This window comes from Modestobacter sp. NPDC049651 (assembly GCF_040659695.1).
GTDB lineage: Bacteria > Actinomycetota > Actinomycetes > Mycobacteriales > Geodermatophilaceae > Modestobacter.
The window spans coordinates 41523-64420 of sequence record NZ_JBFAOG010000016.1; the positions used below are offsets into that span (position 1 = coordinate 41523).

Consider the following 22898-nt stretch of genomic DNA (forward strand, 5'->3'; position numbering starts at 1 on the left):
GTCGCGTCCGGCCCCGGTGCTGACGACGCGGTCGTCGGGCTAGGCTCCCGGACGTGATCGTGGTCGCGGCGGCATTGCTCCTGGTGGCCGTGGGGCTGCTCGCCGGCGGGATCGCGCAGGGGTCCTCGACGCTGGAGTGGGCGTCCTTCGCCGCCAGCGCGCTGGCCGTGCTGGCGCTCGTCGCCAACGCGGTCCGCCGCCGGCAGACGAGGGCGGCGGCCGCGCCCCAGGCCGGCCCGGCCCAGCGGGGAACCGCGCAGCGGGAAAGGGCGCAGGCCGCCGCCCCCGCGGCGACCACCCCGCCGGCGCGGGTCCGCCCGCCCGAGGTGCCCGGCCCGTCGACCGGCCGCCACGGCGCCCCTGACCCCGACGTCGAGGCGCCGCGCCGGGTCGCCCCGCCGCCGGTGCCCCCGCCGAGCTCGCCGTCGATCCCGGTGACGCCGCCGCCGGCCCCGCCCGCCCGGAGCGCGGTCGGTGAGCCCCCGGCCGAGGACACCGAGTTCACCGACCTGCTGATGATCATGGACCTCACCGACGAGGTGGTCGTGGTCGACGAGCACCCGCGCTACCACCTGGCCGGCTGCCCGCACGTGGCCGGCCTCGACGTGATCCCGGTGCCGCTGGACCAGGCCCGCGCCGACGGCTTCACCCCGTGCGGGACCTGCCGGCCCGACCGCACCTTCGCCGACCGGGAACGGGCCCGCCGGGGGAACTGATCCCGCGCCGCACGGCGGACCGCGACGCCGTCCGCCGTGCCACCCTCGGGCGGGTGACCGAGGTGACCGACGACGACATGCGCCGGATGCTGGCGGGGAGCCGCCCCTACAGCCTGGTGGTGCTGCAGGACGGCCCGGAGGCCGGCGGGCCCGGCGCGGACGCCGTGCTGTGGGAGCACGGCCGGCGCAACTTCCAGCTGCGGGCCGAGGGGCGGCTGGCCGTCGTCTGCCCGGTGCCCGACGACACCGCGCTCGCCGGCGTCGGCATCTTCACTGGGTCACCGGAGGAGGTCGGCCGGCTGCTGGACGAGGACCCCGCGGTGCGGGCCGGGGTGCTGACCTACGCGGTGCACCCCTGCTTCGGCTTCCCCGGTGACGCGCTGCCCGACCCGGCCGCCTGAGCGACGGGCCGGGCAGCGCGCCGGGGCGATCAGGCCCGGGCGATCCAGAACCGCGAGCCGGCCGGGCCCTCGAGCCCGGCACCGTCGCCGGGGGTCTGCGCGAGCACCGTGGTGGCGAGCACCTCGGCGGCCCACTGCTCCTGGTGCTCACCGAGCGCCTCGGCGACCTGGCCCTCGCCGGTCCAGCGCACGGTGATCCGGTCGCTGACCTCCAGCCCGGTGTTCTTGCGGGCCTCCTGCACCAGCCGCACCGCCTCGCGCACCAGCCCGGCGCGCTCCAGCTCCGGGGTGAGGGTGAGGTCCAGCGCCACGGTCAGCCCGGCCGCGGACGCCACCGCCCAGCCCTCGCGGGGCGTCTCGGTGACCACCAGGTCGCCGTCCTCCAGCGCGACCGGCGCGCCCTCGACGTCGACGGTGGCAGTGCCCGCCCGGTAGGCGGCGACCAGCGCGGCGGCGTCCGCGGCCGCGACGGCCGCGGCCACGGCCTGCACCTGCTTGCCCAGCCGGCGCCCGACCGCGCGGAAGTCGACCTTCACCGACACGTCGACCAGCCCGCCGTCCACCGCGGACAACCCGGTCAGCTCGACGACGTTCAGCTCCTCGGCGACCTCGGCGACCAGGTCGCGCGGCAGGCCGTCCCAGCCGGCGGCGCCGACCAGCGCCCGGGCCAGCGGCTGGCGGGTGCGCACCTTCGACGCCGTGCGGGCCGAGCGGCCCAGCTCCACCAGCCGGCGCACCAGCGCCACCTGGCCGACGAGCGCGTCGTCCCGGGCGTCCTCGTCGACCTCCGGCCAGCTGGCCAGGTGCACCGAGTCGGCGCCCTCGACCAGGCCCGGCGCGACGGCGGTGCGCCACACCCGCTCGGTGATGAACGGGGTGAACGGCGCCATCAGCCGGGTCAGGCCGTCCAGCACGGTGTGCAGGGTGGCCAAGGCGGCGGGATCGCCGTCCCAGAACCGGCGCCGGCTGCGCCGGACGTACCAGTTGGACAGGTCGTCGACGAACTCGGCGAGCAGCCGCCCGGCGGTCTGGGTGTCGAAGGCCTCCAGCGCGTCGGTGACGCCCCGGGTGACCGACGCGAGCTCGGCGAGCGCCCAGCGGTCCAGCAGCGGGCGCTCCTCGCGCGCCGGCGCCGGCGCCGGGTCCGCGGACGGGTCCCAGCCGTTCGTCTCGGCGTAGAGCGTGAAGAAGCTGGCGGTGTTCCAGTAGGTCAGCAGGACCTTGCGGACCACCTCGGACAGCGTCTCGTGCCCGACCCGGCGGGCCGACCACGGCGAGCCGCCGGCCAGCATGAACCAGCGGACGGCGTCCGCGCCGTGCCGGTCCATCAGCGGCATGGGCTCGAGGATGTTGCCCAGGTGCTTGCTCATCTTCCGGCCGTCCTCGGCCAGGATGTGGCCCAGGCACAGCACGTCGCGGTAGGAGCTGCGCCCGAACACGACGGTGCCGACCGCCATCAGCGAGTAGAACCAGCCGCGGGTCTGGTCGATCGCCTCGGCGATGAAGTGCGCCGGGTAGGCCGCCTCGAACTCCGCCAGGTTGCGGTGCGGGGCGCCCCACTGGGCGAACGGCATCGAGCCGGAGTCGTACCAGGCGTCGATCACCTGCGGCACCCGCCGGTAGGTGCCCTCCTCACCGGGCAGGGTGAAGGTGACGTCGTCGATGTAGGGGCGGTGCGGGTCGAGGTCGGTCAGGTCGCGGCCGGTCAGCTCCGACAGCTCGGCCAGCGAGCCGACGACGACCATCCGGCTCCGGTCCTCGTCGTTGCGCCAGATCGGCAGCGGCGTGCCCCAGAACCGGTCGCGGGACAGCGCCCAGTCGACGTTGTTGTCCAGCCAGTCGCCGTACCGGCCCCACTGGATGTTCTCCGGGTGCCAGTTCGTCTTCTCGTTCTCCGCGAGCAGCTGGTCCTTGACCGCGCTGGTGCGGATGTACCAGGACGGCTGCGCGTAGTACATGAGCGGCGTGTGGCAGCGCCAGCAGTGCGGGTAGCTGTGCTCGTACCGCATCTCCCGGTACAGCACGCCGCGCTGCTCGAGGTCGGCGACGAGCGTGGGGTCGGCGGCCTTGAAGAAGTGCCCGCCGACCATCGGCACCTCGGGGAGGAAGTGCCCGGACGGGTCGATCGGGTTGACCACCGGCAGGCCGTAGGCCCGGCCGACGGCGAAGTCGTCGGCGCCGAAGGCGGGGGACTGGTGCACCAGGCCGGTGCCGTCGTCGGTGGTGACGTACTCGGCGAGGACGACGAAGTGGGTGTCGCTGCCCTCGGGGAAGTCGACCAGCTCGAAGGGCCGCTGGTAGCGCACCCGCTCCCAGTCGCGGCCCTGCGTGCGGGCCAGCACCTCGGCGTCCTCGCCGAGCGCCGCGGCCAGCAGCGGCTCGGCGACCACGAAGGTGCCCTGGTCGTTGCGGGCCACCACGTAGGTGACGTCGGGGTGGACGGCGACGGCGGTGTTGCTCGGCAGCGTCCACGGGGTCGTCGTCCAGACCAGCAGGTCGGCCCGGCCGGCCCACTCGCCGCTGGTGACCGGCAGCCGGACGTAGACCGACGGGTCGACGAGGGTCTCGTAGCCCTGCGCCACCTCGTGGTCGGACAGGCCGGTGCCGCAGCGCGGGCAGTACGGGGCCACCCGGTGGTCCTCGACGAGCAGGCCCTTGTCGAAGACCTGCTTGAGCGACCACCAGACGCTCTCGACGTAGCTGGCGTCCATCGTCCGGTAGGCGGTGGACATGTCCACCCAGTAGCCCATCCGGCTGGTCAGCTCGGCGAACGCGTCGACGTGGCGCTCCACCGACTCGCGGCACCGCGCGTTGAACTCCGCGATGCCGTAGCGCTCGATGTCGGGCTTGCCGGCGAAGCCCAGCTCCTGCTCCACGGCGATCTCCACGGGCAGGCCGTGGCAGTCCCAGCCGGCCCGGCGGGGCACGTGCCAGCCCTGCATGGTCTTGAACCGGGGGAAGACGTCCTTGAACGCGCGCGCCTCGATGTGGTGCGTGCCCGGCCGCCCGTTGGCGGTCGGCGGGCCCTCGTAGAAGACCCACTGGGGCTTGTCGGCCGACCCCTCCAGCGTGCGGGCGAAGACCTTGTCGGTCTCCCACTGCTCGAGCACCTCGTGCTCGAGGGCCGGCAGGTCGACCTGCGGGGGAAGGGCCCGGAAGGGCCCGGAAGGCGCACTCACGACCCCATTGTCTCAGCTCCGGCAACCGGTGCCGCGCAGCTGCACGGGTACGGGAGACTGGCCGGTGTGAGCGCCCTGTGAACACCACGGTCACGGTGGCGCTCGCCGTCGGTGCGCTGGTCGTCCTGGTGTCCGCCGTCGCCCTCCGGCTGGCCGACCGGATCGGGCTGCCGTCGCTGCTGCTGTACCTCGCGCTGGGCGTGGCGCTGGGGGAGAGCGGGTTCGGCGTCCCGTTCGAGGACGTCGAGCTGACCCAGACCCTGGGCGTCGCGGCGCTGGTGGTGATCCTGGCCGAGGGCGGGCTGACCACCCGCTGGGCCGACGTCCGCCGGGCGATCGGGCCGGGGGTCGCGCTGAGCACCGTCGGTGTGCTCGTCAGCGTGTTCGTCGTCGCCGTCGTCGGCGTGTGGCTGCTGGACCTGCCGTGGCTGTTCGCGCTGCTGCTGGGCGCCGTGGTCGCCTCCACCGACGCGGCCGCGGTGTTCGCCACGCTGCGCCGGCTGCCGCTGCCGCGCCGGATGGCGGCCGCGCTGGAGATGGAGTCCGGCCTCAACGACGCCCCGGTGGTGCTGCTGGTCGTGGTGCTCTCCGACCGGCTCACCGGGCACGCCGGGCACTCCTGGTGGCTGATCGCGGCCGAGGTGGCCGGCGAGCTGGTCGGCGGCGTCGTACTGGGCATCGCCGTCGGCCGGGGCGGCGCCTGGCTGCTGCGGCACGCCGCCCTGCCGCTGACCGGCTTCTACCCGCTGATGGCGCTGGCGCTGTGCGTGCTCGCCTACTCCACGGCGAACCTGGCGCACACCTCCGGTTTCGCGGCGGTCTACCTGTGCGGGCTGGTGCTGGGCAACGCGGCGCTGCCGCACCGGGCGGGCACGATCGGGTTCGCCGAGGGGCTGGCGACGCTGGCCCAGATCGGGCTGTTCGTGCTGCTGGGGCTGCTCGTGTCGCCGTCCCGGCTGCCCGGGGTGCTGCTGTCGGCGCTGCTGGTGGGCGGCGTGCTGCTGCTGGTCGCGCGGCCGCTGTCGGTGTTCGCCAGCCTGGTCTGGTTCCGGATGCCGCTCTCCCAGCAGCTGTTCGTCTCCTGGGCGGGGCTGCGCGGCGCGGTGCCGATCGTGCTGGCGACCTTCCCGATCGCGGCCGGGGTGCCCGGCGCCACCCGGGTGTTCGACACGGTGTTCGTGCTGGTCGTCGTCTTCACCCTGGTGCAGGGCTGGTCGCTGCCGGCGGTGGCCCGGCTGCTGCGGATCGCCACCCCGGTCACCCCGCGCGACATCGACGTGGAGTCGGCGCCGCTGGACGAGCTGGGTGCGGAGCTGATGCAGCTGCGGGTGCCGCCGACGTCCCGGCTGCACGGCGTCTACCTGCCCGAGCTGCGGCTGCCCGAGGACGCCGCGGTGGTGCTCGTCGTCCGCGACGGCAAGCCGTTCGTGCCCGACGCGACGACCCGGCTGATGCGGGGTGACCAGGCGCTGCTGGTGGCGGCGCGGACCTCCCGGGCCGAGGCCGAGCGGAGGCTGCGCGCGGTCAGCCGGGCCGGCCGGCTGGCCACCTGGCGCGGCGAGAGCGGCACGCCCTCCGAGACCGACTAGCCCTGCAGCTCGAGGGTCTTGGTGGTCTCGGCGTGCACCTCGGCGAACAGCGCCGCGTCCTCCGAGAGCTTCCGGCCGTAGGAGGGGATGACCTCCTGCAGCTTGGGCAGCCACGCCTGCTGCTGCTCGGGGAAGGCCCGCTCCAGCAGCGTGAGCATCGCCGAGACGGCGGTCGAGGCACCCGGGGACGCGCCCAGCAGGCCGGCGATCGACCCGTCGGCGCCGACGATGAGCTCGGTGCCGAACTGCAGGACGCCGCGGCCGGCGGTGTCCTGCTTGATCACCTGCACCCGCTGGCCGGCGGTGATGAGCTCCCAGTCGCCGTGCTCGGCGGTGGGCACGAACTCCTCCAGCGCCCGGAACCGCGACTTCGTCGACTGGAGCACCTGGCCGATGAGGTAGCGGGTGAGCGGGATGTTGGCGCGCCCGGCGCCGAGCATCGAGCCGATGTTGCCGCCGCGCACCGAGCGCGGCAGGTCCCAGAACGACCCGGCCTTGAGGAACTTGGGCGAGAACCCGGCGTAGGGGCCGAACAGCAGCGCCTGCTCGCCGTCGATGAGCCGCAGGTCCAGGTGCGGCACCGACATCGGCGGGGCGCCGACCTTGGCCTGGCCGTAGACCTTGGCCTGGTGCTGGGCGACCAGCGCGGGGTTGCGGGTGCGCAGGAACTGGCCGCTGACCGGGAAGCCGCCGAAGCCGCGGATCTCCGGGATGCCGGCACCCTGCAGCAGCGGCAGGGCGCCACCGCCGGCGCCGACGAACAGGAAGCGGCTGCGCACGGTGCGGTTGCGGCCGCTGGTCAGGTCGCGGACGGTCGTGGCCCACCGGCCGTTCCGCTCGCGGCGCACCTTCACCACGCGGTGGCTGGTGTGCAGCTGCACGCCGCGGGCGACGGCGCTGTCGAGCAGCAGCCGGGTGAGCGCGCCGAAGTTGACGTCGGTGCCGGCCAGCGAGCGGGTCGCGGCGACCACCTCGGAGGGGTCCCGGTCCTTCATCATCAGCGGCACCCAGGAGTCCAGCTCGGCGGGGGAGTCGGTGTACTCCAGGCCGGTGAACAGCGGCTGGGCCGCGAGCGCGGTGTACCGGTTGCGCATGTAGCTGCGCCCGTCCTCACCGGTGACGAAGCTGATGTGCGGCACCGAGGTGATGAACGACTTGGGCGAGTCGGTGAGCCCGGCGCGGACCAGCGACGACCAGAACTGGCGCGAGACCTGGAACTGCTCGTTGATGCCCACGGCCTTGGCCGGGTCGACCGTGCCGTCGGGGCGGGCCGGCGTGTAGTTGAGCTCGCACAGCGCCGAGTGGCCGGTGCCGGCGTTGTTCCACGGCCCGGAGCTCTCCTCCGCGACCTGGCTGCCGGACTCGAAGACCTGGACGGTCCAGTCGGGCGCCACGATGCCGAGCAGCGCGGACAGCGTCGCGCTCATGATGCCGCCGCCGACGAGGACGACGTCGGGTTCGGCCCCCGCGTCGACCTGGCGGGTGGCGTCGGTGTGCGAGGGACCTGCCGCGGTCACGATGTGCCTCCAGAGCTCCGGTGCTTCCGTCCCCATCGTCGCCCCCGGCCCCGGACCTGATGCCCCGGAGGGGTCGATCTGCCCGAATCGGCCCGGTGAGATCACTCACAGGGTGACCCGCGGTGGTCGCGCGCACCACTCGCGACCCGCGGCCCCGCGCGGCCCGCGCCGGGGTCGCAGCCGTGGCGGCTACTGTCTGGCGGACGCGGCGGGAGCGCCGCGGTGGAGGAGGACGACGGTGCCCGAGGAGTCCACCGGGCCGGCCGGCGGCCCGACGACCAGCACGCGCCCGCGCCGGCGGCGCACCGGGCTGCTGCTGACGCTGGCGGCGGTGGTGCTGGCGGTCGACGTCGTCAGCAAGCTCGTCGTCGTCGCCACCCTGTCCGACCGCGCGCCCGTCCGGCTGCTCGGCGGCGCGCTCTACCTGACCGAGCTGCGCAACACCGGGGCGGCCTTCTCGTTCGCCGCCGGGGCCACGGTCGTGTTCAGCCTGATCGCCGCGGTCGTGGTCGTGGTCATCGTGCGCAGCGCCCGCAAGCTGGCGTCCACCGGCTGGGCGGTCGCGCTCGGCCTGGTGCTCGGCGGCGCGGTGGGCAACCTGATCGACCGCGTCCTCCGCGACCCGGGCTTCCTGCGCGGCGGCGTCGTCGACTTCATCTCCCTGTTCGCCCCCGACGGCTCGGTCTGGCCGGTGTTCAACGTGGCCGACTCGGCGATCGTCTGCGGCGGCGTCCTGGGCGCGGTGCTCGCCGTGCGGGGCGTCGACTTCGACGGCTCGCGGGGCAAGGACGACGACGAGCCGGCCCCGCGCGACGGCGCGGAGTGACCACGCCCCGGCCCGCCGGGACCGGCCCGTCGGCCACCCGGGCCACAATGGAGCCGTGACCAGCAGTCCCCGCGCCACCGCACCGGGCGAGCACCGTGCGCTCCCCGTGCCCGACGGCCTCGAGGGCCAGCGGGTCGACCAGGCGCTGTCCCGGCTCTTCGGCCTCTCCCGCGCCGTCGCCGCCGAGCTGGCCGACGCCGGGCGGGTCGTCGTCGACGGCCGCGCCCGCGGCAAGGGCGACCGGCTCACCGGCGGCAGCTGGCTGGAGGTCGAGCTGCCGCCCCCGCCGGGCGAGCCGGCGCCGCCGCAGCCGGTCGAGGGCATGACCGTCGTGCACGACGACGACGACGTGGTGGTCATCGACAAGCCGGTCGGCGTCGCCGCGCACGGCAGCCCCGGCTGGGACGGTCCGACCGTCACCGGCGGGCTCGCCGCGGCCGGCTACCGGATCTCCACCAGCGGCGCGGCCGAGCGGCAGGGCATCGTGCACCGGCTGGACGCCGCGACCACCGGGTTGATGGTGGTGGCCAAGAGCGAGCGCGCCTACACCGTGCTCAAGGCCGCGTTCAAGGAGCGCACGGTCGACAAGGGCTACCACGCCCTGGTCCAGGGCCACCCCGACCCGTCGAAGGGCACCATCGACGCGCCGATCGACCGGCACCCCAAGGCCGACTGGCGCTTCGCCGTCGTCACCGGCGGGCGGCCCTCGGTCACGCACTACGAGGTGGTGGAGGCGTTCGCCGCGGCCAGCCTGGTCGACATCCACCTGGAGACCGGCCGCACCCACCAGATCCGGGTGCACTTCTCCGCGCTGCGCCACCCCTGCGTCGGCGACACGACCTACGGCGCCGACCCGACGCTGGCCGCCCGGCTGGGCGTCTCGCGGCAGTGGCTGCACGCCGTCCGGCTCGGCTTCGCCCACCCCGCCGACGGCCGCTGGGTCGAGTTCACCAGCGACTACCCGGCCGACCTGGCGGGTGCCCTGGCGGTCCTGCGAGCCGAGAGCTGACCGGCGACCGGTGAGCGCGCTGTGACCGCCGACCTGCCCCGGGCGCTGGGCGACTTCGGCCCGGCCCAGCTCGCCGCGTCGATGATCGCCGCCTACCTGGTGGTGGGTGAGCCGTTCGTCGGCTGGGTGCTGCACCGGCGGTTCGAGGGCCGGCTGCGCACCGACCCCGCGGCACGGCGGTCGTTCTACCGGCGGCTGCTCGTGCTCGAGTGGGGGCTGGCGGCGGTCACCGCGGTGGTCTGGCTGGCCTCCGACGTGAGCGCCGCGCAGGTCGGGCTGGGCTGGCCGCGGCAGTGGCCGGGGCCGGTGACCACCGTGCTGTGCCTGCTGCTGCTGGCGCTGGTCGTCGTCTCGACCCGGGCGCTGCGCGCCGGCGCGCTCGCCGGTCCGCCGCCCGGTGCCGCCGGGCCGGCCCGCCGGCACCGGCCCGGCGAGCCGCGGCACGCCGAGCCGCCGGGCGCCTCGACGATGGCGCTGCTGCCGCGCACCCGCGCGGAGCGGCAGCTGTTCGCCGCGGTCGGGGTGACCGCCGGGGTCTGCGAGGAGTGGCTGTACCGCGGCTTCTTCCTGGCCCTGCTGTCGGCGCTGTTCCAGGGGCTGCCGACGGTCGTGCTCGTGCTGGTCGCGGCCGCTGCGTTCGGGCTGGCCCACGTCTACCAGGGGGTGACGGGGATCGTGACCACGGGCGTGCTCGGCGGCGTGCTCGCCGCCGTCTACCTGGGCACCGGCTCGCTGCTGCTGCCGGTGCTGCTGCACGCGGTGATCGACCTGCGGTTCCTGCTCGTGCCGAGCTCGGCGCTGCCGGCGATCGCCCGCGGCGGCCGCCCGGCGGCGGCCCGGTGACGCCCGTGGGGGAGGTGGCCACCTCCCCGGACTGGCCGGCCGTCGTCGCGGTGCGCACCCGGGTGTTCGTGCAGGAGCAGGGCGTGCCGGCCGAGCTGGAGCAGGACGACCGCGACGCCACCGCCGTGCACGGCCTCAGCCGGGACGAGGCCGGGCGGGTGGTGGCCACCGGGCGGCTGCTGCTGGACGCCGCCGGCCCGGGCACCGCGGTGGTGGGCCGGATGGCCGCCGACGCCGCGGTCCGCGGGCGCGGGCACGGGGCGGCCGTGCTCGCCGTCCTGGAGCGGGAGGCGGCCGCCCGCGGCCAGTCCGCCGTGGAGCTGCACGCCCAGGCGACCGCCCGCGGGTTCTACGAGCGGGCGGGCTACGCGGTGGTGGGGGAGCCCTACCAGGAGGTCGGCATCGCGCACGTGACGATGCGCAAGCAGCTGGCGTGACGGAGCGGTCCGCGTCACGCGAAACGTTCCTGTCGGTGCTCGCTGGTAGACCTCCGCGGTGCGAGACTCGATGCACCGCAGAACGGCCTTCCCCGCCGGTCCCCCTGTGCCCCGCCGACCGTGAGGAGCGTCCCCGCCCGTGAGCAGCACGTCGCCGTCCGACTCATTCGTGCACCTGCACGTGCACACCGAGTACTCGATGCTGGACGGCGCGGCGAAGCTGGGTGAGGTCACCAAGGCCGCGGCCCAGGAGGGCATGCCGGCGCTGGCGATGACCGACCACGGCAACGTGTTCGGTGCCTACGACTTCTACAAGCAGGCCAAGGCCGCCGGGATCAAGCCGATCATCGGCATGGAGGGCTACTACACGCCCGGCTCGCGGTTCGACCGCGCCCCGTTCGACTTCGGCGACAAGCTGATCGACGAGGAGGGCGACGGCGGCTCCAACCGGGGCAAGGCGGCGTACACCCACATGACGCTGCTGGCCCGCACCACCGAGGGGATGCACAACCTCTTCCGCATCTCCTCGCTGGCCAGCCTGGAGGGGCAGTACCGCAAGCCGCGCTTCGACCGCGACCTGCTGGAGCGCTACGGCACGGGCCTCATCGCCACCACCGGCTGCCCGTCCGGCGAGGTCAACATGTGGCTGCGGGCCGGCAAGGTCGACCGGGCCCGGCAGGCGGCCGCCGACTTCCAGGACATCTTCGGCAAGGAGAACTTCTACGCCGAGATCATGGACCACGGGCTGTCCATCGAGAAGAAGACGAAGCCCGCCCTGCTGGAGATCGCCAAGGACCTGGGCATCCCGCTGCTGGGCACCAACGACCTGCACTACACCCACCGCGAGGACGCCGACGCGCACGACGCGCTGCTGTGCATCCAGACCGGGTCGCGGCTCAACGAGACCAACCGCTTCAAGTTCAACGGCGACGGCTACTACCTGAAGTCCTCCGCGGAGATGCGGGCGCTGTTCCGCGACCACCCCGAGGCGTGCGACAACACGCTGCTGGTCGCCGAGCAGTGCGAGGTGCAGTTCACCGAGGGCGCCGACCTGATGCCCCGCTTCCCGCTCCCCGAGGGCGAGGACGAGACCTCCTGGTTCATCAAGGAGGTCGAGCGCGGGCTGCACAAGCGCTACCCCGGCGGGATCCCCGACCACGTGCGCAAGCAGGCCGACTACGAGGTCGGGATCATCTGCCAGATGGGCTTCCCGGGGTACTTCCTCGTGGTCGCCGACTTCATCAACTGGGCCAAGGACAACGGCATCCGGGTCGGTCCCGGCCGTGGGTCGGCGGCCGGTTCGCTGGCCGCGTACGTCATGGGCATCACCGACCTCGACCCGCTGCAGCACGGGCTGATCTTCGAGCGGTTCCTCAACCCCGAGCGCGTCTCCATGCCCGACGTCGACATCGACTTCGACGACCGCCGCCGCGGCGAGGTCATCCAGTACGTCTCGCAGAAGTACGGCGAGGAGCGGGTCAGCCAGATCGTCACCTACGGCACCATCAAGGCCAAGGCCGCGATCAAGGACGCCGCCCGGGTGCTCGACCGCCCCTACTCGGTCGGTGACGAGCTGACCAAGGCGATGCCGCCGGCGGTCATGGGCAAGGACATCCCGCTGTCGGGGATCTTCGACCCGGCGCACCCGCGCTACAAGGAGGCGGCGGAGTTCCGGGCGAAGTACGAGTCCGACCCCGGCGCGGCCGAGGTCGTCGACCAGGCGCGCAAGCTCGAGGGCCTGAAGCGGCAGTGGGGCGTGCACGCCGCCGGCGTCATCATCGGCCGGTACCCGCTGATCGACTCGATCCCGATCATGCGGCGCGAGGCCGACGGCGCGATCATCACGCAGTTCGACTACCCGACCTGCGAGACGCTCGGCCTGCTCAAGATGGACTTCCTGGGCCTGCGCAACCTCACCGTCATCGACGACGCGCTGCGCAACATCGTGGCCAACGGCAAGGACCCGGTCGACCTCGACGAGATCAGCAAGGACCTCACCGACCCGAAGACTTACGACCTGCTGGCCCGCGGCGACACGCTCGGCGTCTTCCAGTTCGACGGCGGCCCGATGCGCTCGCTGCTGCGGCTCATGCGGCCGGACAACTTCGAGGACATCTCCGCGGTCGGTGCGCTCTACCGGCCCGGCCCGATGGGTGCGAACTCGCACACCAACTACGCGCTGCGCAAGAACGGCCAGCAGGAGATCACCCCGATCCACCCGGAGCTGGCCGAGCCCCTCAAGGACATCCTCGGCGGCACCTACGGCCTGATCGTGTACCAGGAGCAGGTCATGGCCATCGCGCAGAAGGTCGCCGGGTACTCCCTCGGCAAGGCCGACCTGCTGCGCCGCGCGATGGGCAAGAAGAAGAAGTCGGTCCTGGACGCCGAGTTCGTGGGCTTCGAGGCCGGCATGAAGGCCAACGGCTTCTCGGCCGAGGCGGTGAAGACCCTCTGGGACATCCTGGTCCCGTTCGCCGACTACGCGTTCAACAAGGCGCACTCGGCCGCCTACGGGCTGGTCTCCTACTGGACCGCCTACCTGAAGGCCAACTACCCGGCCGAGTACATGGCGGGGCTGCTCACCAGCGTCGGCGACGACAAGGAGCGCCGGCCGGTGTACCTCGCCGAGTGCCGCCGGATGGGCATCAAGGTGCTGCCGCCGGACGTCAACGAGTCCTCCTGGGACTTCACCGCCGTCGGCACCGACATCCGCTTCGGCCTGGCGTCGGTGCGCAACGTCGGCACCAACGTGGTCGAGTCGATCGTGCGGGCGCGCGAGGAGAAGGGCGCGTTCAAGGACTTCGCCGACTTCATGCGCAAGATCGACACGGTGGCCTGCAACAAGAAGGTCATCGAGTCGCTGGCCAAGGCCGGCGGGTTCGACTCGCTGGGCCACTCCCGCCAGGGCATCGCCGCCATCCACGCGCAGGCCGTCGACTCCGCGATGAGCCTCAAGCGCAAGGAGGCCGAGGGGCAGTTCGACCTGTTCGGCAGCTTCGGGGACGGCGACGGCGACGACCCGCTGAGCGCCGCGCTGGACATCCCGATCCCCACCGCCGACTGGTCCAAGGCCGAGCGGCTGGTCTTCGAGCGCGACATGCTCGGCCTCTACGTCTCCGACCACCCGCTGCACGGGGTCGAGCACGTCCTGGCCTCGCACGCCGACACCCCGATCGCCGAGATCGTCTCCGGCGGCGTCGAGGACGGCGCGAACGTGACGATCGCCGGCATCCTGACCTCGGTGGCCCCGCGCACCAACAAGCAGGGCGCGCCGTGGGCGATCGCCACGCTGGAGGACCTGGAGTCCGGCATCGAGGTGCTGTTCTTCCCGAAGACCTGGGCCGAGGTGTCCGAGCGGGTGGTCCGGGACCAGATCGTGGCGGTCAAGGGCCGGATCAGCCGGCGGGACGACACCCCGTCGCTGTTCGGCGCCGAGGTCTCGATCCCGGAGCTCACCGAGGGGCCGCGCGGGCCGGTGCTCGTCTCGATGCCCGCGGCCCGGTGCACCCCGCCGGTGGTGGAGCGGCTGCGCGAGGTGCTCGGCAGCCACCCCGGCACCACCGAGGTGCAGCTCAAGCTGCTCAACGGCGGCCGGGAGACCGTGCTGCGGCTGGACCAGGGGCTGCGGGTGCGGCCGAGCACCGCGCTGATGGGCGACATCAAGGCGCTGCTCGGCCCGACCAGCGTCGCGCTGCTGTGAGGGGGTCCGGAGCGGACCCCACAGGTCGGGCAGCGACACTGGGCCGGTGAGCGAGCCCTCCCCGCCCGGCTGGTCCGCGCCGGCCCCGCCGGTCGCCCCACCCGGGAGCGCCTTCGCCTGGCCGCCGCCGGGTGGGCCGGCGGCCCGGGCGGCGGCGCCGTGGGCGGCCGACCTCCGCCGGGACCTGCGCAGCGCCGCGGTGACCGTCCTGCTGCTGGCGCTCGGCGGGCTGGTCGCCGGGCTGGTCTGGTGGCAGCTCGCCCCCCGGGCGGACTTCACGGTCACCGCCGACGGGATCGAGCCGGTCGGCGGTCCGGTGTCGAACGAGCTGTTCATGGCCGATGACGGCGTCTTCACGCTGGTGCTCGCCGGCCTCGGTCTGCTCGCGGGCCTCGCCGTCTGGTCGCGCCGGCGGCGCCGCGGGGTGGGAGCGGTCGCCGCGCTGACGATCGGCATGCTCGCGGCCGGCGTCGTCGCCTGGCAGCTGGGCCGGGCGCTCGGCCAGGGCCCCAGCCGCGCCGACCTCGCCGACGTCGGCGCCCGGGTGACCACGGCGCTGGACCTCGGCGCGCTCAGCGCCCTCGCGGTCGGCCCGTTCGCCGCGGTGCTGGTCTACGTCGTCGCCGCCACGCTGACCACCGACGACCAGCTCCGCCGCCGGCAGCCCGCCGGCTAGTTTGGCGTCATCGGGGTGGCCAGGTCGCGCAGCGCGACCGGCACCGCCCCCAGCGTCTGCAGCAGCGTGAGCTCACGGCGCAGCAGCCGCGACTCCATCGCCAGCCGCCGGCGGGTGGCCGACTCGGCGAGCAGCGCCTGCCGGTCGTCGGTGGTCAGCAGCGCGGTCGAGGCCACCAGGTAGGACAGCCCGCGGGCGTCGTCGCTGACCTCGCGGAGCATCTCCTCGGTGCCGCCGTCGGCGTCCGGGTCGTCGGGCTCCAGCGCCTCGAGCACGGCGTCGGTGAGCTCGCCGGCCGCGGCGCTGCCCTGCCGGACGGCGACGTCGGCGACGTAGCGGGCGAAGAGGTCGCGCACGTTGCCGGCGAGCAGCTCCAGCGAGCCGCGGGCCACCTCGGTGACCACCTCGTCGGGCGCCGGGCCGCCGGGACCGGTGAGGCCGTCGGCGTCGCCGGCCGCCTCCTCCGCGGCCTCCTCCTCGCCCAGCCACTCGACCACGGCCCGCAGGTAGGGCGGCTCGTCGGCGGCCGGGTCACCGACCAGCACGTCGAGCAGCCGGAACCGGTCACCGCCCACGGCCACCAGCCGGTACCCGCCGTCCGGCTGCGCGGCGACCGCCCGCACGACGGCGGTGCAGCCCACGTCGAACAGCGCCTCGGCCGGCGCGACCCGCTCGACCTCCCAGCCCTGCCGGATCGCCACCACGCCGAAGCGGCGCTGGTCGCCCTCGGGCAGCGCCGTGAGGTCGGCCACCAGCTGCCGGTACCGCGGCTCGAACACGTTGAGCGGGAGCACCACCCCGGGGAACAGGGGAGTGCCCAGCGGGAACAGCGGGATCACCTCGCGGGAGCTGCTGCCGTGCGCCACGACCGGGACTCTAGAGGGCACCGAGCACGCCCACCGGGCGGCGCGGACGCCCCGGCTACGCTTGACAGGACGTCTGCCGCCCCACCGGAGGTGCCCCGTGCTCGCCCGCATCGACCTGCGTGGATCGGCGCTCCCCGGCCCGCGGGAGCTCGCCGACCTGCTGCCCCGTGCCGCCACCGACATCGACGCGGTGCTCGCGACGGTCCGCCCGCTGTGCGAGGACGTGCGGATCCGCGGCGCGCAGGCGGTCCGGGAGATCACCGCCCGCCTGGACGGCGTCGACCTCGAGGACTTCGCCGTCCCGCAGTCTGCGCTGGACGAGGCGCTGGCGTCGGTCGACCCGCAGGTGCGGGCCGGGCTGGAGGAGTCGATCGCGCGGGTGCGGAAGGTGCACGCCGACCAGCGGCGCACCGACGTCACCACCGAGGTCGTCCGCGGCGGCACCGTCACCGAGCGCTGGGTGCCGGTGCGCCGGGTCGGGCTGTACGTGCCCGGCGGCCTGGCCCCGCTGCTGAGCTCCGTGGTGATGAACGTCGTGCCCGCGCAGATCGCCGGCGTGGAGTCGATCGCGGTGGCCAGCCCGCCGCAGCGCGACCACGGGGGCCTGCCCGACCCGGGGGTCCTGGCGGCGTGCGCGCTGCTGGGCGTGACCGAGGTCTACGCGGTGGGCGGGGCGCAGGCGATCGCCGTCTTCGGCTACGGCGCGGGCTCGTGCGAGCCGGTCGACATGGTCACCGGGCCGGGCAACGTCTACACGACCGCGGCCAAGCGGCTGCTGCGCGGCCTGATCGGCATCGACTCCGAGGCCGGCCCGACCGAGGTCGCCGTGCTGGCCGACGAGACCGCCGACCCCGCGCACGTCGCGGCCGACCTGATCAGCCAGGCCGAGCACGACCCGCTGGCCGGCGCGGTGCTGGTGACCACCAGCGAGGAGCTGGCCGACCGGGTGCTCGACCTGGTGCCCGGCCAGGTGGCCGCCACCAAGCACAGCGACCGGATCACCACGGCGCTCGACGGCAGCCAGTCCGGGGTCGTGCTCGTCGACGACCTCGACGCGGGCCTCGCGGTGGTCGACGCCTACGCGGCCGAGCACCTGGAGATCCAGACCCGCGACGCCCGCGAGGTCGCGGCGCGGGTGCGCAACGCCGGCGCTGTCTTCGTCGGCGCCTGGTCGCCGGTGTCGCTGGGCGACTACATCGCCGGGTCCAACCACGTGCTGCCCACGGGCGGTTGCGCGCGGCACTCCAGCGGCCTGTCCGTGCAGTCGTTCCTGCGCGGCATCCACGTCATCGAGTACGACGAGCAGGCGCTGGCCGAGGTCGCCGGGCACATCGACGCGCTGGCCAACGCCGAGGACCTGCCCGGCCACGCGGCGGCCGTGCGGGTGCGGCAGCGCTGATGACGGACCAGCACGTGACCAGCACCGACCAGTTGCCGCTCCGCCCGGAGCTGCGCGGGAAGTCGCCCTACGGGGCGCCGCAGCTGCCGGTCAAGCACCAGCTGAACACCAACGAGAACCCCTACCCGCTGCCCGAGGCGCTGGTCGCGGACCTCGCGACGGCGCTGGGCACGGCCGCCCAGGGGCTCAACCGGTACCCCGACCGGGACGCGCTCGCGCTGCGCACCGACCTCGCCACCTACCTGACCCGCACCAGCGGCGAGCAGGTGTCCGCGGCGCAGGTGTGGGCGGCCAACGGCTCCAACGAGGTGCTCCAGCAGCTGCTGCAGACCTTCGGCGGCGGGGGCCGGACGGCGCTGGGCTTCACGCCGTCCTACTCGATGCACCCGATCATCAGCGCGTCGACCGGCACCCGGTGGGTCGACGGGCACCGCCGCGAGGACTTCACCATCGACGTCGAGAAGGCGGCCGCGCAGGTGCGCGAGGTCGCACCGGACGTCGTCTTCGTGACCAGCCCGAACAACCCGACCGGCACCGCGGTCGAGCTGGGCACGATCGCCGCGCTCTACGACGCGACCGAGGGCGTGGTCGTCGTCGACGAGGCGTACGCGGAGTTCGCCCGCCCGGGCACGCCGTCGGCGCTGACCCTGCTGCCCGGCCGGCCGCGGTTGGTGGTCAGCCGGACGATGAGCAAGGCCTTCGGCATGGCCGGCCTGCGGCTGGGCTACCTGGCGGCCGACCCGGCGGTGGTCGACGCCGTCCAGCTGGTCCGGCTGCCGTACCACCTGAGCTCGCTGACCCAGGTCGCCGCGCGCACCGCGCTGGCGCACACCGACGCGCTGCTGGCCACCGTCGACGCGGTCAAGGCCGAGCGCGACCGGATCGTCGCCGCGCTGCCGGCGCTGGGGCTGACCAGCGTGCCCAGCGACGCGAACTTCGTGCTGTTCGGCCACTTCGCCGACCAGCACGCCGCCTGGCAGGCGCTGCTGGACCGGGACGTGCTGGTGCGCGACCCCGGCCTGCCCGGCTGGCTGCGGGTGACCGCCGGCACACCCGAAGAGACGGAGGCCTTCCTCACCGCGCTGGGTGAGGTGGCCCCCACCCACCGCCTGGGAGACTGACCCCATGACCCGCAGGGCACGCGTCGAGCGCGCGACCAACGAGACCAAGCTGGTCGTCGAGCTCGACCTCGACGGCACCGGCACGTCCGACATCGCCACCGGGGTCGGGTTCTACGACCACATGCTCACGGCGCTGTCCAAGCACAGCGGCATCGACCTGACGGTGCGGGCGGACGGCGACCTGCACATCGACGCCCACCACACCGTCGAGGACGTCGCGATCGCGCTGGGCCAGGCGTTCGCGGAGGCGCTGGGCGACAAGCGGGGGATCACCCGCTACGGCGACGCCACGATCCCGATGGACGAGGTGCTGGTGCAGGCCGCCGTCGACCTGTCCGGCCGGCCGTACTTCGTGCACGCCGAGCCCGAGGGCATGACGCCGATGATCGGGCCGGACTACCCGACGTCGCTCACCAAGCACGTGCTCGAGTCGTTCGCGTTCAACGCGCGGATCACCCTGCACGTCCGGGTGCTCTACGCCGGCCGGGACGCCCACCACATCGTCGAGGGGCAGTTCAAGGCGCTGGCCCGGGCGCTGCGGACGGCGGTCGCGCTCGACCCGCGGGTCACCGACGTGCCCTCGACCAAGGGCGCTCTGTAGCCGGGTGACGTTCGGCAACATCCTGATCGTCGTCGGGCTCTTCCTGCTCGGCGGCGCGTGGAGCATCTTCCGCGCCGACCACGACACCAAGGGCCGCACCGGCGGGCAGTGGCTGTTCAGCGGCATCCTGCTCGCCGCCGCGGCGCTGGCGGTCGCCGCGGGCGTGCTCCGGCTGGTCTGACCCGGTCGGGCGGCCGACCGGACGGTCCGGTGACCGGACGTGTGGCGAAGGTCTCCGTCGGCACGACGACCTGCCGCGACGGGCAAGCCGCAGGTCAGCGTGCCGGGTGACCCCCGTCACTGGTGCGGGTGTGACCGACCGGTCTCGGAAGTCCCGCGGAGGGGTTGACCGCGACCGGGGGTGCGCACCTACCGTCATTGACCGAGCACCCGGTGTGCTCGTCCGCCCGGACGTGCGTCGTCCCTCCGGGTGGTGCGCCGCGGCCGGCGGACCTGCGTCCCGGCCCGGTGGCCGACGTCGCGTACCAGCCGAAGAGGACCGTCCATGCCCAGCGCCCGCCCCTGCGAGCCGACGCCGTGAGCTCGGCGCTGGACCGCACGTCCCCGCCGCAGTGGCTGTACGTCGACCCCACCCCGAGCGGCCACCGGCTGGAGCAGCTGGCCAACGGGGAGCGCGCGGTGCACCCCGGCGTCACCAGCAGGCGGCGCAAGGCCCCGGCGACCGGGCTGCGGCAGGCCGCCTGGCTCGGCCTGCACCTGCTGCTGGCCGTGGCCCCGCTGGCGGTCTGCTTCGCCGATCCCCGGCCCGGACGCGGCTTCGTCGTCGAGTTCTCCGTCGCGCTGGGGTTCGTCGCGCTGTCGGTGCTGGGGCTGCAGTTCGCCCTGGCCGCCCGGTTCTCCCGGAGCGCGGCGCCCTTCGGGATCGACGTCGTCCTCCGGTACCACCGGCAGGTCTCGTTCCTGGCGGTGGCGGCTGCCTTCGGGCACCCGCTGCTGCTGTTCGCCGACTCCGCCCGCTACCGCGAGCTGCTCGACCTGGCGCACGACCCGCTGCGGGCCCAGTTCGCGTGGCTGTCGGTCGCGGCGCTCGCCCTGCTGATGGTGACCTCGATCTGGCGGCGGGCCCTGCGGCTGCCCTACCCCGTCTGGCACGTCCTGCACTCGGTGCTCGGCGTGGTGATCGTGCTGGCCGGCTTCGCGCACGCGTTCCTGGTCGGGCACTGGCTGGGTGCGCCGTGGGTGCGCCTGGTCTGGTCGGTGTACCTCGCGGCGTTCCTCTGGCTCGCGGTCTGGGTGCGGCTGGTCAAGCCGCTGCGACTGGCGCTGCGACCCTGGCGGGTGGCCGAGCTGTGGCCGGAGCCGGGCGGCAGCGTGACCGTGGGGCTGGAGCCCGCGTTCCGGCACGGCGGGCAGGAGTTCTCCTTCCGGGCGGGGCAGTTCGCCTGGATCCTGCCCAGCCGCAACCCGTTCACCCCGACCTGGCACCCGTTCTCCATCTCGTCCAGCGCGCTGCGGTCCCGGGTGGAGTTCACGATCAAGGACGTCGGTGGCTTCACCGGGTCGATCCGCCGGCTGCGGGTCGGCGACCGGGTCCACCTCGACGGTCCGCACGGCTCGTTCACGCTCGAGAGCAACCCGGGCATGGGCTACGTGATGATCGGGGCCGGCGTGGGCGTCACCCCGTTCCTGTCGATGCTGGCCACGCTGGCCGACCAGGGTGACCAGCGGCCGTGCTGGCTGTTCCTGGCCAACCGCTACGAGGACCAGGTGACCGGGGTCCGGCAGCTGGCCCGGCTGCAGGACCGGCTCAACCTGCGGGTCGTGCACGTGGTCAGCCGGCCCTCCGGCCAGTGGCGCGGGGAGCGCGGCCGGATCGACGCCGACCTGCTCGACCGGCACCTCCCGCTGGAGCGGCGGGTGCTGGAGTACTTCATCTGCGCCTCGGGGGAGGTCGTCCAGTCGGTGGAGACCTCCCTGGGGCAGCTGGGGATCGACGCGGACAACGTCCACAGCGAGCAGTTCGGGATGGTCTGACGATGCGCATGTCCGCCACCGCGGCCGCCTGGCTGGTCAGCGGGATCGTGCTGCTGCTGTGCGTGCTCTGGGCAGCCGTGCAGGCCTGAGGGTGCCGCCTCAGCCCAGCCGGGCGGCGAACGCCTCGGCGGTCGCCAGCCGGGCCCGCAGCGCCGCGACCCGCTCGGCGGCCTGCGCCCGGAACGCGGTCAGCCGGGCGGGGTCGGCGTCGTCCCCGGCGTCGAGCAGCTCCAGCAGCTCGCGCATCTCCTCCAGGGAGAAGCCCAGCGGCTTCATCTGCATGATGACCCGCAGCCGCTCGACGTCGTCGTCCGCGTAGAGCCGGAAGCCGCCGTCCGACCGGGCCGAGGGGACGGCGAGGCCGACCTCCTCGTAGTACCGGATGGTGCGCAGCGACAGGCCGATGCGCTCGGCGACCTCGCCGATCTGCATCCGCCGCGGCTCGCTCACCCGGCACCGCCCAGCCGGCCGGCGAGCCGGCGGTGGTAGTGGCCGGTCACCTCGGTCAGCCCGGTGATCTCCACGGTCTTCCCGCGGCCGGCGTACTTGTGCTCGACCGCGTCGAGGACGGCCACCGACGAGGCGTCCCAGACGTGCGCGCCGGACAGGTCGATGCGCACCCGCCCGGGGTCGCCGGCGTAGTCGAACCGGCCGATCAGGTCGTTGGTCGAGGCGAAGAACAGCGCGCCGGTGACCGTGTACACCCGCGCGCCGTCCGGTGCGTCGGTCGCGGTGACGGTGACCAGGTGGGCGACCCGGCGGGCGAAGAGCACGCAGGCCAGCAGGACGCCGACCGCGACGCCGATCGCCAGGTTGGAGGTGGCCACCACGACGACGACGGTGACGACCATGACGGCGGTCTCGCTGTACGGCATCCGGCGCAGCGTGCGCAGGCTGTGCCAGTCGAAGGTGGCGATCGCGACGAACACCATCACCGCGGCCAGCGCCGCCATCGGGATGACCCCGACGACCGGGCCGAGCACCACGACCAGCACCAGCAGGAAGGCCCCCGCGAGGAAGGTCGACAACCGGGTGCGCGCGCCGGACCGGACGTTGATCATCGTCTGCCCGATCATCGCGCAGCCGCCCATGCCGCCGAAGAGGCCGGTGACCAGGTTGGCCACGCCCTGGCCCCACGACTCGCGGGTCTTGCTGGACCGGGTGTCGGTCAGCTCGTCGACGAGCTTGGCCGTCATCAGCGACTCCATCAGCCCGACCAGGGCCATGCCGAGGGCGTAGGGCGCGATGACCGTCAGGGTGTGCCAGGTGAACGGCACGTCGGGCAGGCCCAGGGTGGGCAGGCTGGTGGGCAGCTCGCCCTCGTCGCTGACCGTCGGGACGTCGATGCCGGCGGTCACCGTGACGACCGTGACGACGACGATCGCCACCAGGGGCGCCGGGACGGCGGTGGTGACCCGGGGGAGCAGGAAGATGATCGCCAGGGCACCGGCGGCCAGCGGGTAGACCAGCCACGGCACACCGGTGAGCTGGGGGAGCTGCGCGGTGAACAGCAGGATGCCCAGCGCGTTGACGAAGCCGACCATCACGCTGCGCGGCACGAACCGCATCACCCTGGCGACGCCCAGCAGGCCGAGCACCACCTGCAGGACACCGGCCAGCAGCACCGTGGCGATCAGGTACTGCAGGCCGTGGTCGCGCACCACGGGAGCGACGACCAGGGCGACGGCCCCCGTCGCGGCGGAGATCATCGCGGGCCGGCCACCGACGACCGCGATCGTCACCGCCATGGTCACCGCGGAGAAGAGCCCCACCCGCGGGTCGACCCCGGCGATCACGGAGAAGGAGATGGCCTCGGGGATCAGCGCGAGGCCGACGACGAGGGCGGCGAGCACCTCGGTGCGCAGCGTGCGGGGCGAGGTGAGCGCGGCGACCCACTGGGGACGCCGGTCGGCGAGTGCGGCTGTCATGACGCCTTTCGTCCATCGGGAGGGCAGCGCACCGTTGCGCGAGCCACCGAACCTACCCTCACGTGAGGGGAGGGTTCCTGTCGGACCCCTGCGGC

Annotated in this window: 19 protein-coding genes; 14 read left to right on the plus strand and 5 right to left on the minus strand. The window is 74.0% G+C overall.

Features of this window, described 5'->3' with window-relative positions; translation table 11 throughout:
- Positions 1-53: 53 nt before the first annotated feature.
- Together AB0J00_RS18325 and AB0J00_RS18330 are read left to right on the plus strand one after the other, a co-directional pair.
- Positions 54-716, plus strand: a complete 663-nt coding sequence (locus AB0J00_RS18325; protein ID WP_357747430.1) for a hypothetical protein — start codon at positions 54-56, stop codon at positions 714-716.
- Between the two features lie 53 nt (positions 717-769).
- Positions 770-1117, plus strand: a complete 348-nt coding sequence (locus AB0J00_RS18330; protein ID WP_357747432.1) for a hypothetical protein — start codon at positions 770-772, stop codon at positions 1115-1117.
- 29 nt (positions 1118-1146) lie between these two features.
- On the opposite strand, the gene ileS is transcribed toward AB0J00_RS18330, so the two are convergent.
- Positions 1147-4296: an isoleucine--tRNA ligase gene (gene ileS, locus AB0J00_RS18335; RefSeq protein ID WP_357747434.1), complete on the minus strand. Its 3150-nt coding sequence runs from the start codon at positions 4294-4296 to the stop codon at positions 1147-1149.
- Between the two features lie 77 nt (positions 4297-4373).
- Here ileS and AB0J00_RS18340 point away from each other — a divergent pair, with 77 nt between their 5' ends.
- Complete coding sequence (locus tag AB0J00_RS18340) at positions 4374-5885, plus strand: potassium/proton antiporter (protein WP_357747436.1); 1512 nt, start codon at positions 4374-4376, stop codon at positions 5883-5885.
- Here AB0J00_RS18340 and mqo read toward each other — a convergent pair.
- On the minus strand, positions 5882-7402 hold the full coding sequence (gene mqo, locus AB0J00_RS18345) for a malate dehydrogenase (quinone) (RefSeq protein ID WP_357747437.1): 1521 nt from the start codon (positions 7400-7402) through the stop codon (positions 5882-5884). The genes AB0J00_RS18340 and mqo overlap by 4 nt on opposite strands.
- A 238-nt stretch (positions 7403-7640) precedes the next feature.
- Here mqo and lspA point away from each other — a divergent pair, with 238 nt between their 5' ends.
- The 6 genes from lspA (at position 7641) to AB0J00_RS18375 (ending at position 14893) form a co-directional block, all read left to right on the plus strand.
- A complete protein-coding gene (lspA, locus tag AB0J00_RS18350; RefSeq protein WP_357747440.1) occupies positions 7641-8228 on the plus strand; it encodes a signal peptidase II in 588 nt (195 codons plus the stop codon).
- Between the two features lie 55 nt (positions 8229-8283).
- Positions 8284-9237 (plus strand): RluA family pseudouridine synthase, encoded by a 954-nt coding sequence (locus tag AB0J00_RS18355; protein WP_357747443.1) that lies wholly within the window; start codon positions 8284-8286, stop codon positions 9235-9237.
- Positions 9238-9258: 21 nt separating this feature from the next.
- Positions 9259-10080 (plus strand): CPBP family intramembrane glutamic endopeptidase, encoded by an 822-nt coding sequence (locus AB0J00_RS18360; protein WP_357747445.1) that lies wholly within the window; start codon positions 9259-9261, stop codon positions 10078-10080.
- 14 nt (positions 10081-10094) lie between these two features.
- Positions 10095-10517 (plus strand): GNAT family N-acetyltransferase, encoded by a 423-nt coding sequence (locus AB0J00_RS18365; protein ID WP_357747448.1) that lies wholly within the window; start codon positions 10095-10097, stop codon positions 10515-10517.
- 139 nt (positions 10518-10656) lie between these two features.
- Positions 10657-14217 (plus strand): DNA polymerase III subunit alpha, encoded by a 3561-nt coding sequence (gene dnaE / locus AB0J00_RS18370; RefSeq protein ID WP_357747451.1) that lies wholly within the window; start codon positions 10657-10659, stop codon positions 14215-14217.
- Between the two features lie 46 nt (positions 14218-14263).
- A complete protein-coding gene (locus tag AB0J00_RS18375) occupies positions 14264-14893 on the plus strand; it encodes a DUF2567 domain-containing protein (protein WP_357747454.1) in 630 nt (209 codons plus the stop codon).
- Here the strand turns inward: AB0J00_RS18375 and AB0J00_RS18380 are convergent.
- A complete protein-coding gene (locus AB0J00_RS18380) occupies positions 14890-15759 on the minus strand; it encodes an LON peptidase substrate-binding domain-containing protein (RefSeq protein WP_357747457.1) in 870 nt (289 codons plus the stop codon). The genes AB0J00_RS18375 and AB0J00_RS18380 overlap by 4 nt on opposite strands.
- A gap of 97 nt (positions 15760-15856) precedes the next feature.
- Between AB0J00_RS18380 and hisD the strand changes: the two genes are divergently transcribed.
- From hisD to AB0J00_RS18405, 5 genes are all read left to right on the plus strand, one after another.
- On the plus strand, positions 15857-17158 hold the full coding sequence (hisD, locus tag AB0J00_RS18385) for a histidinol dehydrogenase (protein WP_357747460.1): 1302 nt from the start codon (positions 15857-15859) through the stop codon (positions 17156-17158).
- A gap of 14 nt (positions 17159-17172) precedes the next feature.
- Positions 17173-18279: a histidinol-phosphate transaminase gene (locus tag AB0J00_RS18390; protein ID WP_357747463.1), complete on the plus strand. Its 1107-nt coding sequence runs from the start codon at positions 17173-17175 to the stop codon at positions 18277-18279.
- Positions 18280-18283: 4 nt separating this feature from the next.
- On the plus strand, positions 18284-18880 hold the full coding sequence (hisB, locus tag AB0J00_RS18395; protein ID WP_357747466.1) for an imidazoleglycerol-phosphate dehydratase HisB: 597 nt from the start codon (positions 18284-18286) through the stop codon (positions 18878-18880).
- A 4-nt stretch (positions 18881-18884) separates the two neighbouring features.
- A complete protein-coding gene (locus tag AB0J00_RS18400) occupies positions 18885-19061 on the plus strand; it encodes a hypothetical protein (protein ID WP_357747469.1) in 177 nt (58 codons plus the stop codon).
- A gap of 356 nt (positions 19062-19417) precedes the next feature.
- Positions 19418-20875, plus strand: a complete 1458-nt coding sequence (locus AB0J00_RS18405; protein ID WP_357747472.1) for a ferric reductase-like transmembrane domain-containing protein — start codon at positions 19418-19420, stop codon at positions 20873-20875.
- A 99-nt stretch (positions 20876-20974) separates the two neighbouring features.
- Here AB0J00_RS18405 and AB0J00_RS18410 read toward each other — a convergent pair whose 3' ends face one another.
- Both AB0J00_RS18410 and AB0J00_RS18415 read right to left on the minus strand, forming a co-directional pair.
- The gene (locus tag AB0J00_RS18410; protein WP_357747474.1) at positions 20975-21325 is read right to left on the minus strand and encodes a MerR family transcriptional regulator; all 351 of its coding nucleotides are present in this window, start codon (positions 21323-21325) and stop codon (positions 20975-20977) included.
- Entirely contained in the window at positions 21322-22803 is a 1482-nt protein-coding gene (locus AB0J00_RS18415) for a SulP family inorganic anion transporter (protein WP_357747477.1), read from the minus strand. The genes AB0J00_RS18410 and AB0J00_RS18415 overlap by 4 nt, the downstream gene beginning before the upstream one ends.
- Positions 22804-22898 lie beyond the last annotated feature (95 nt).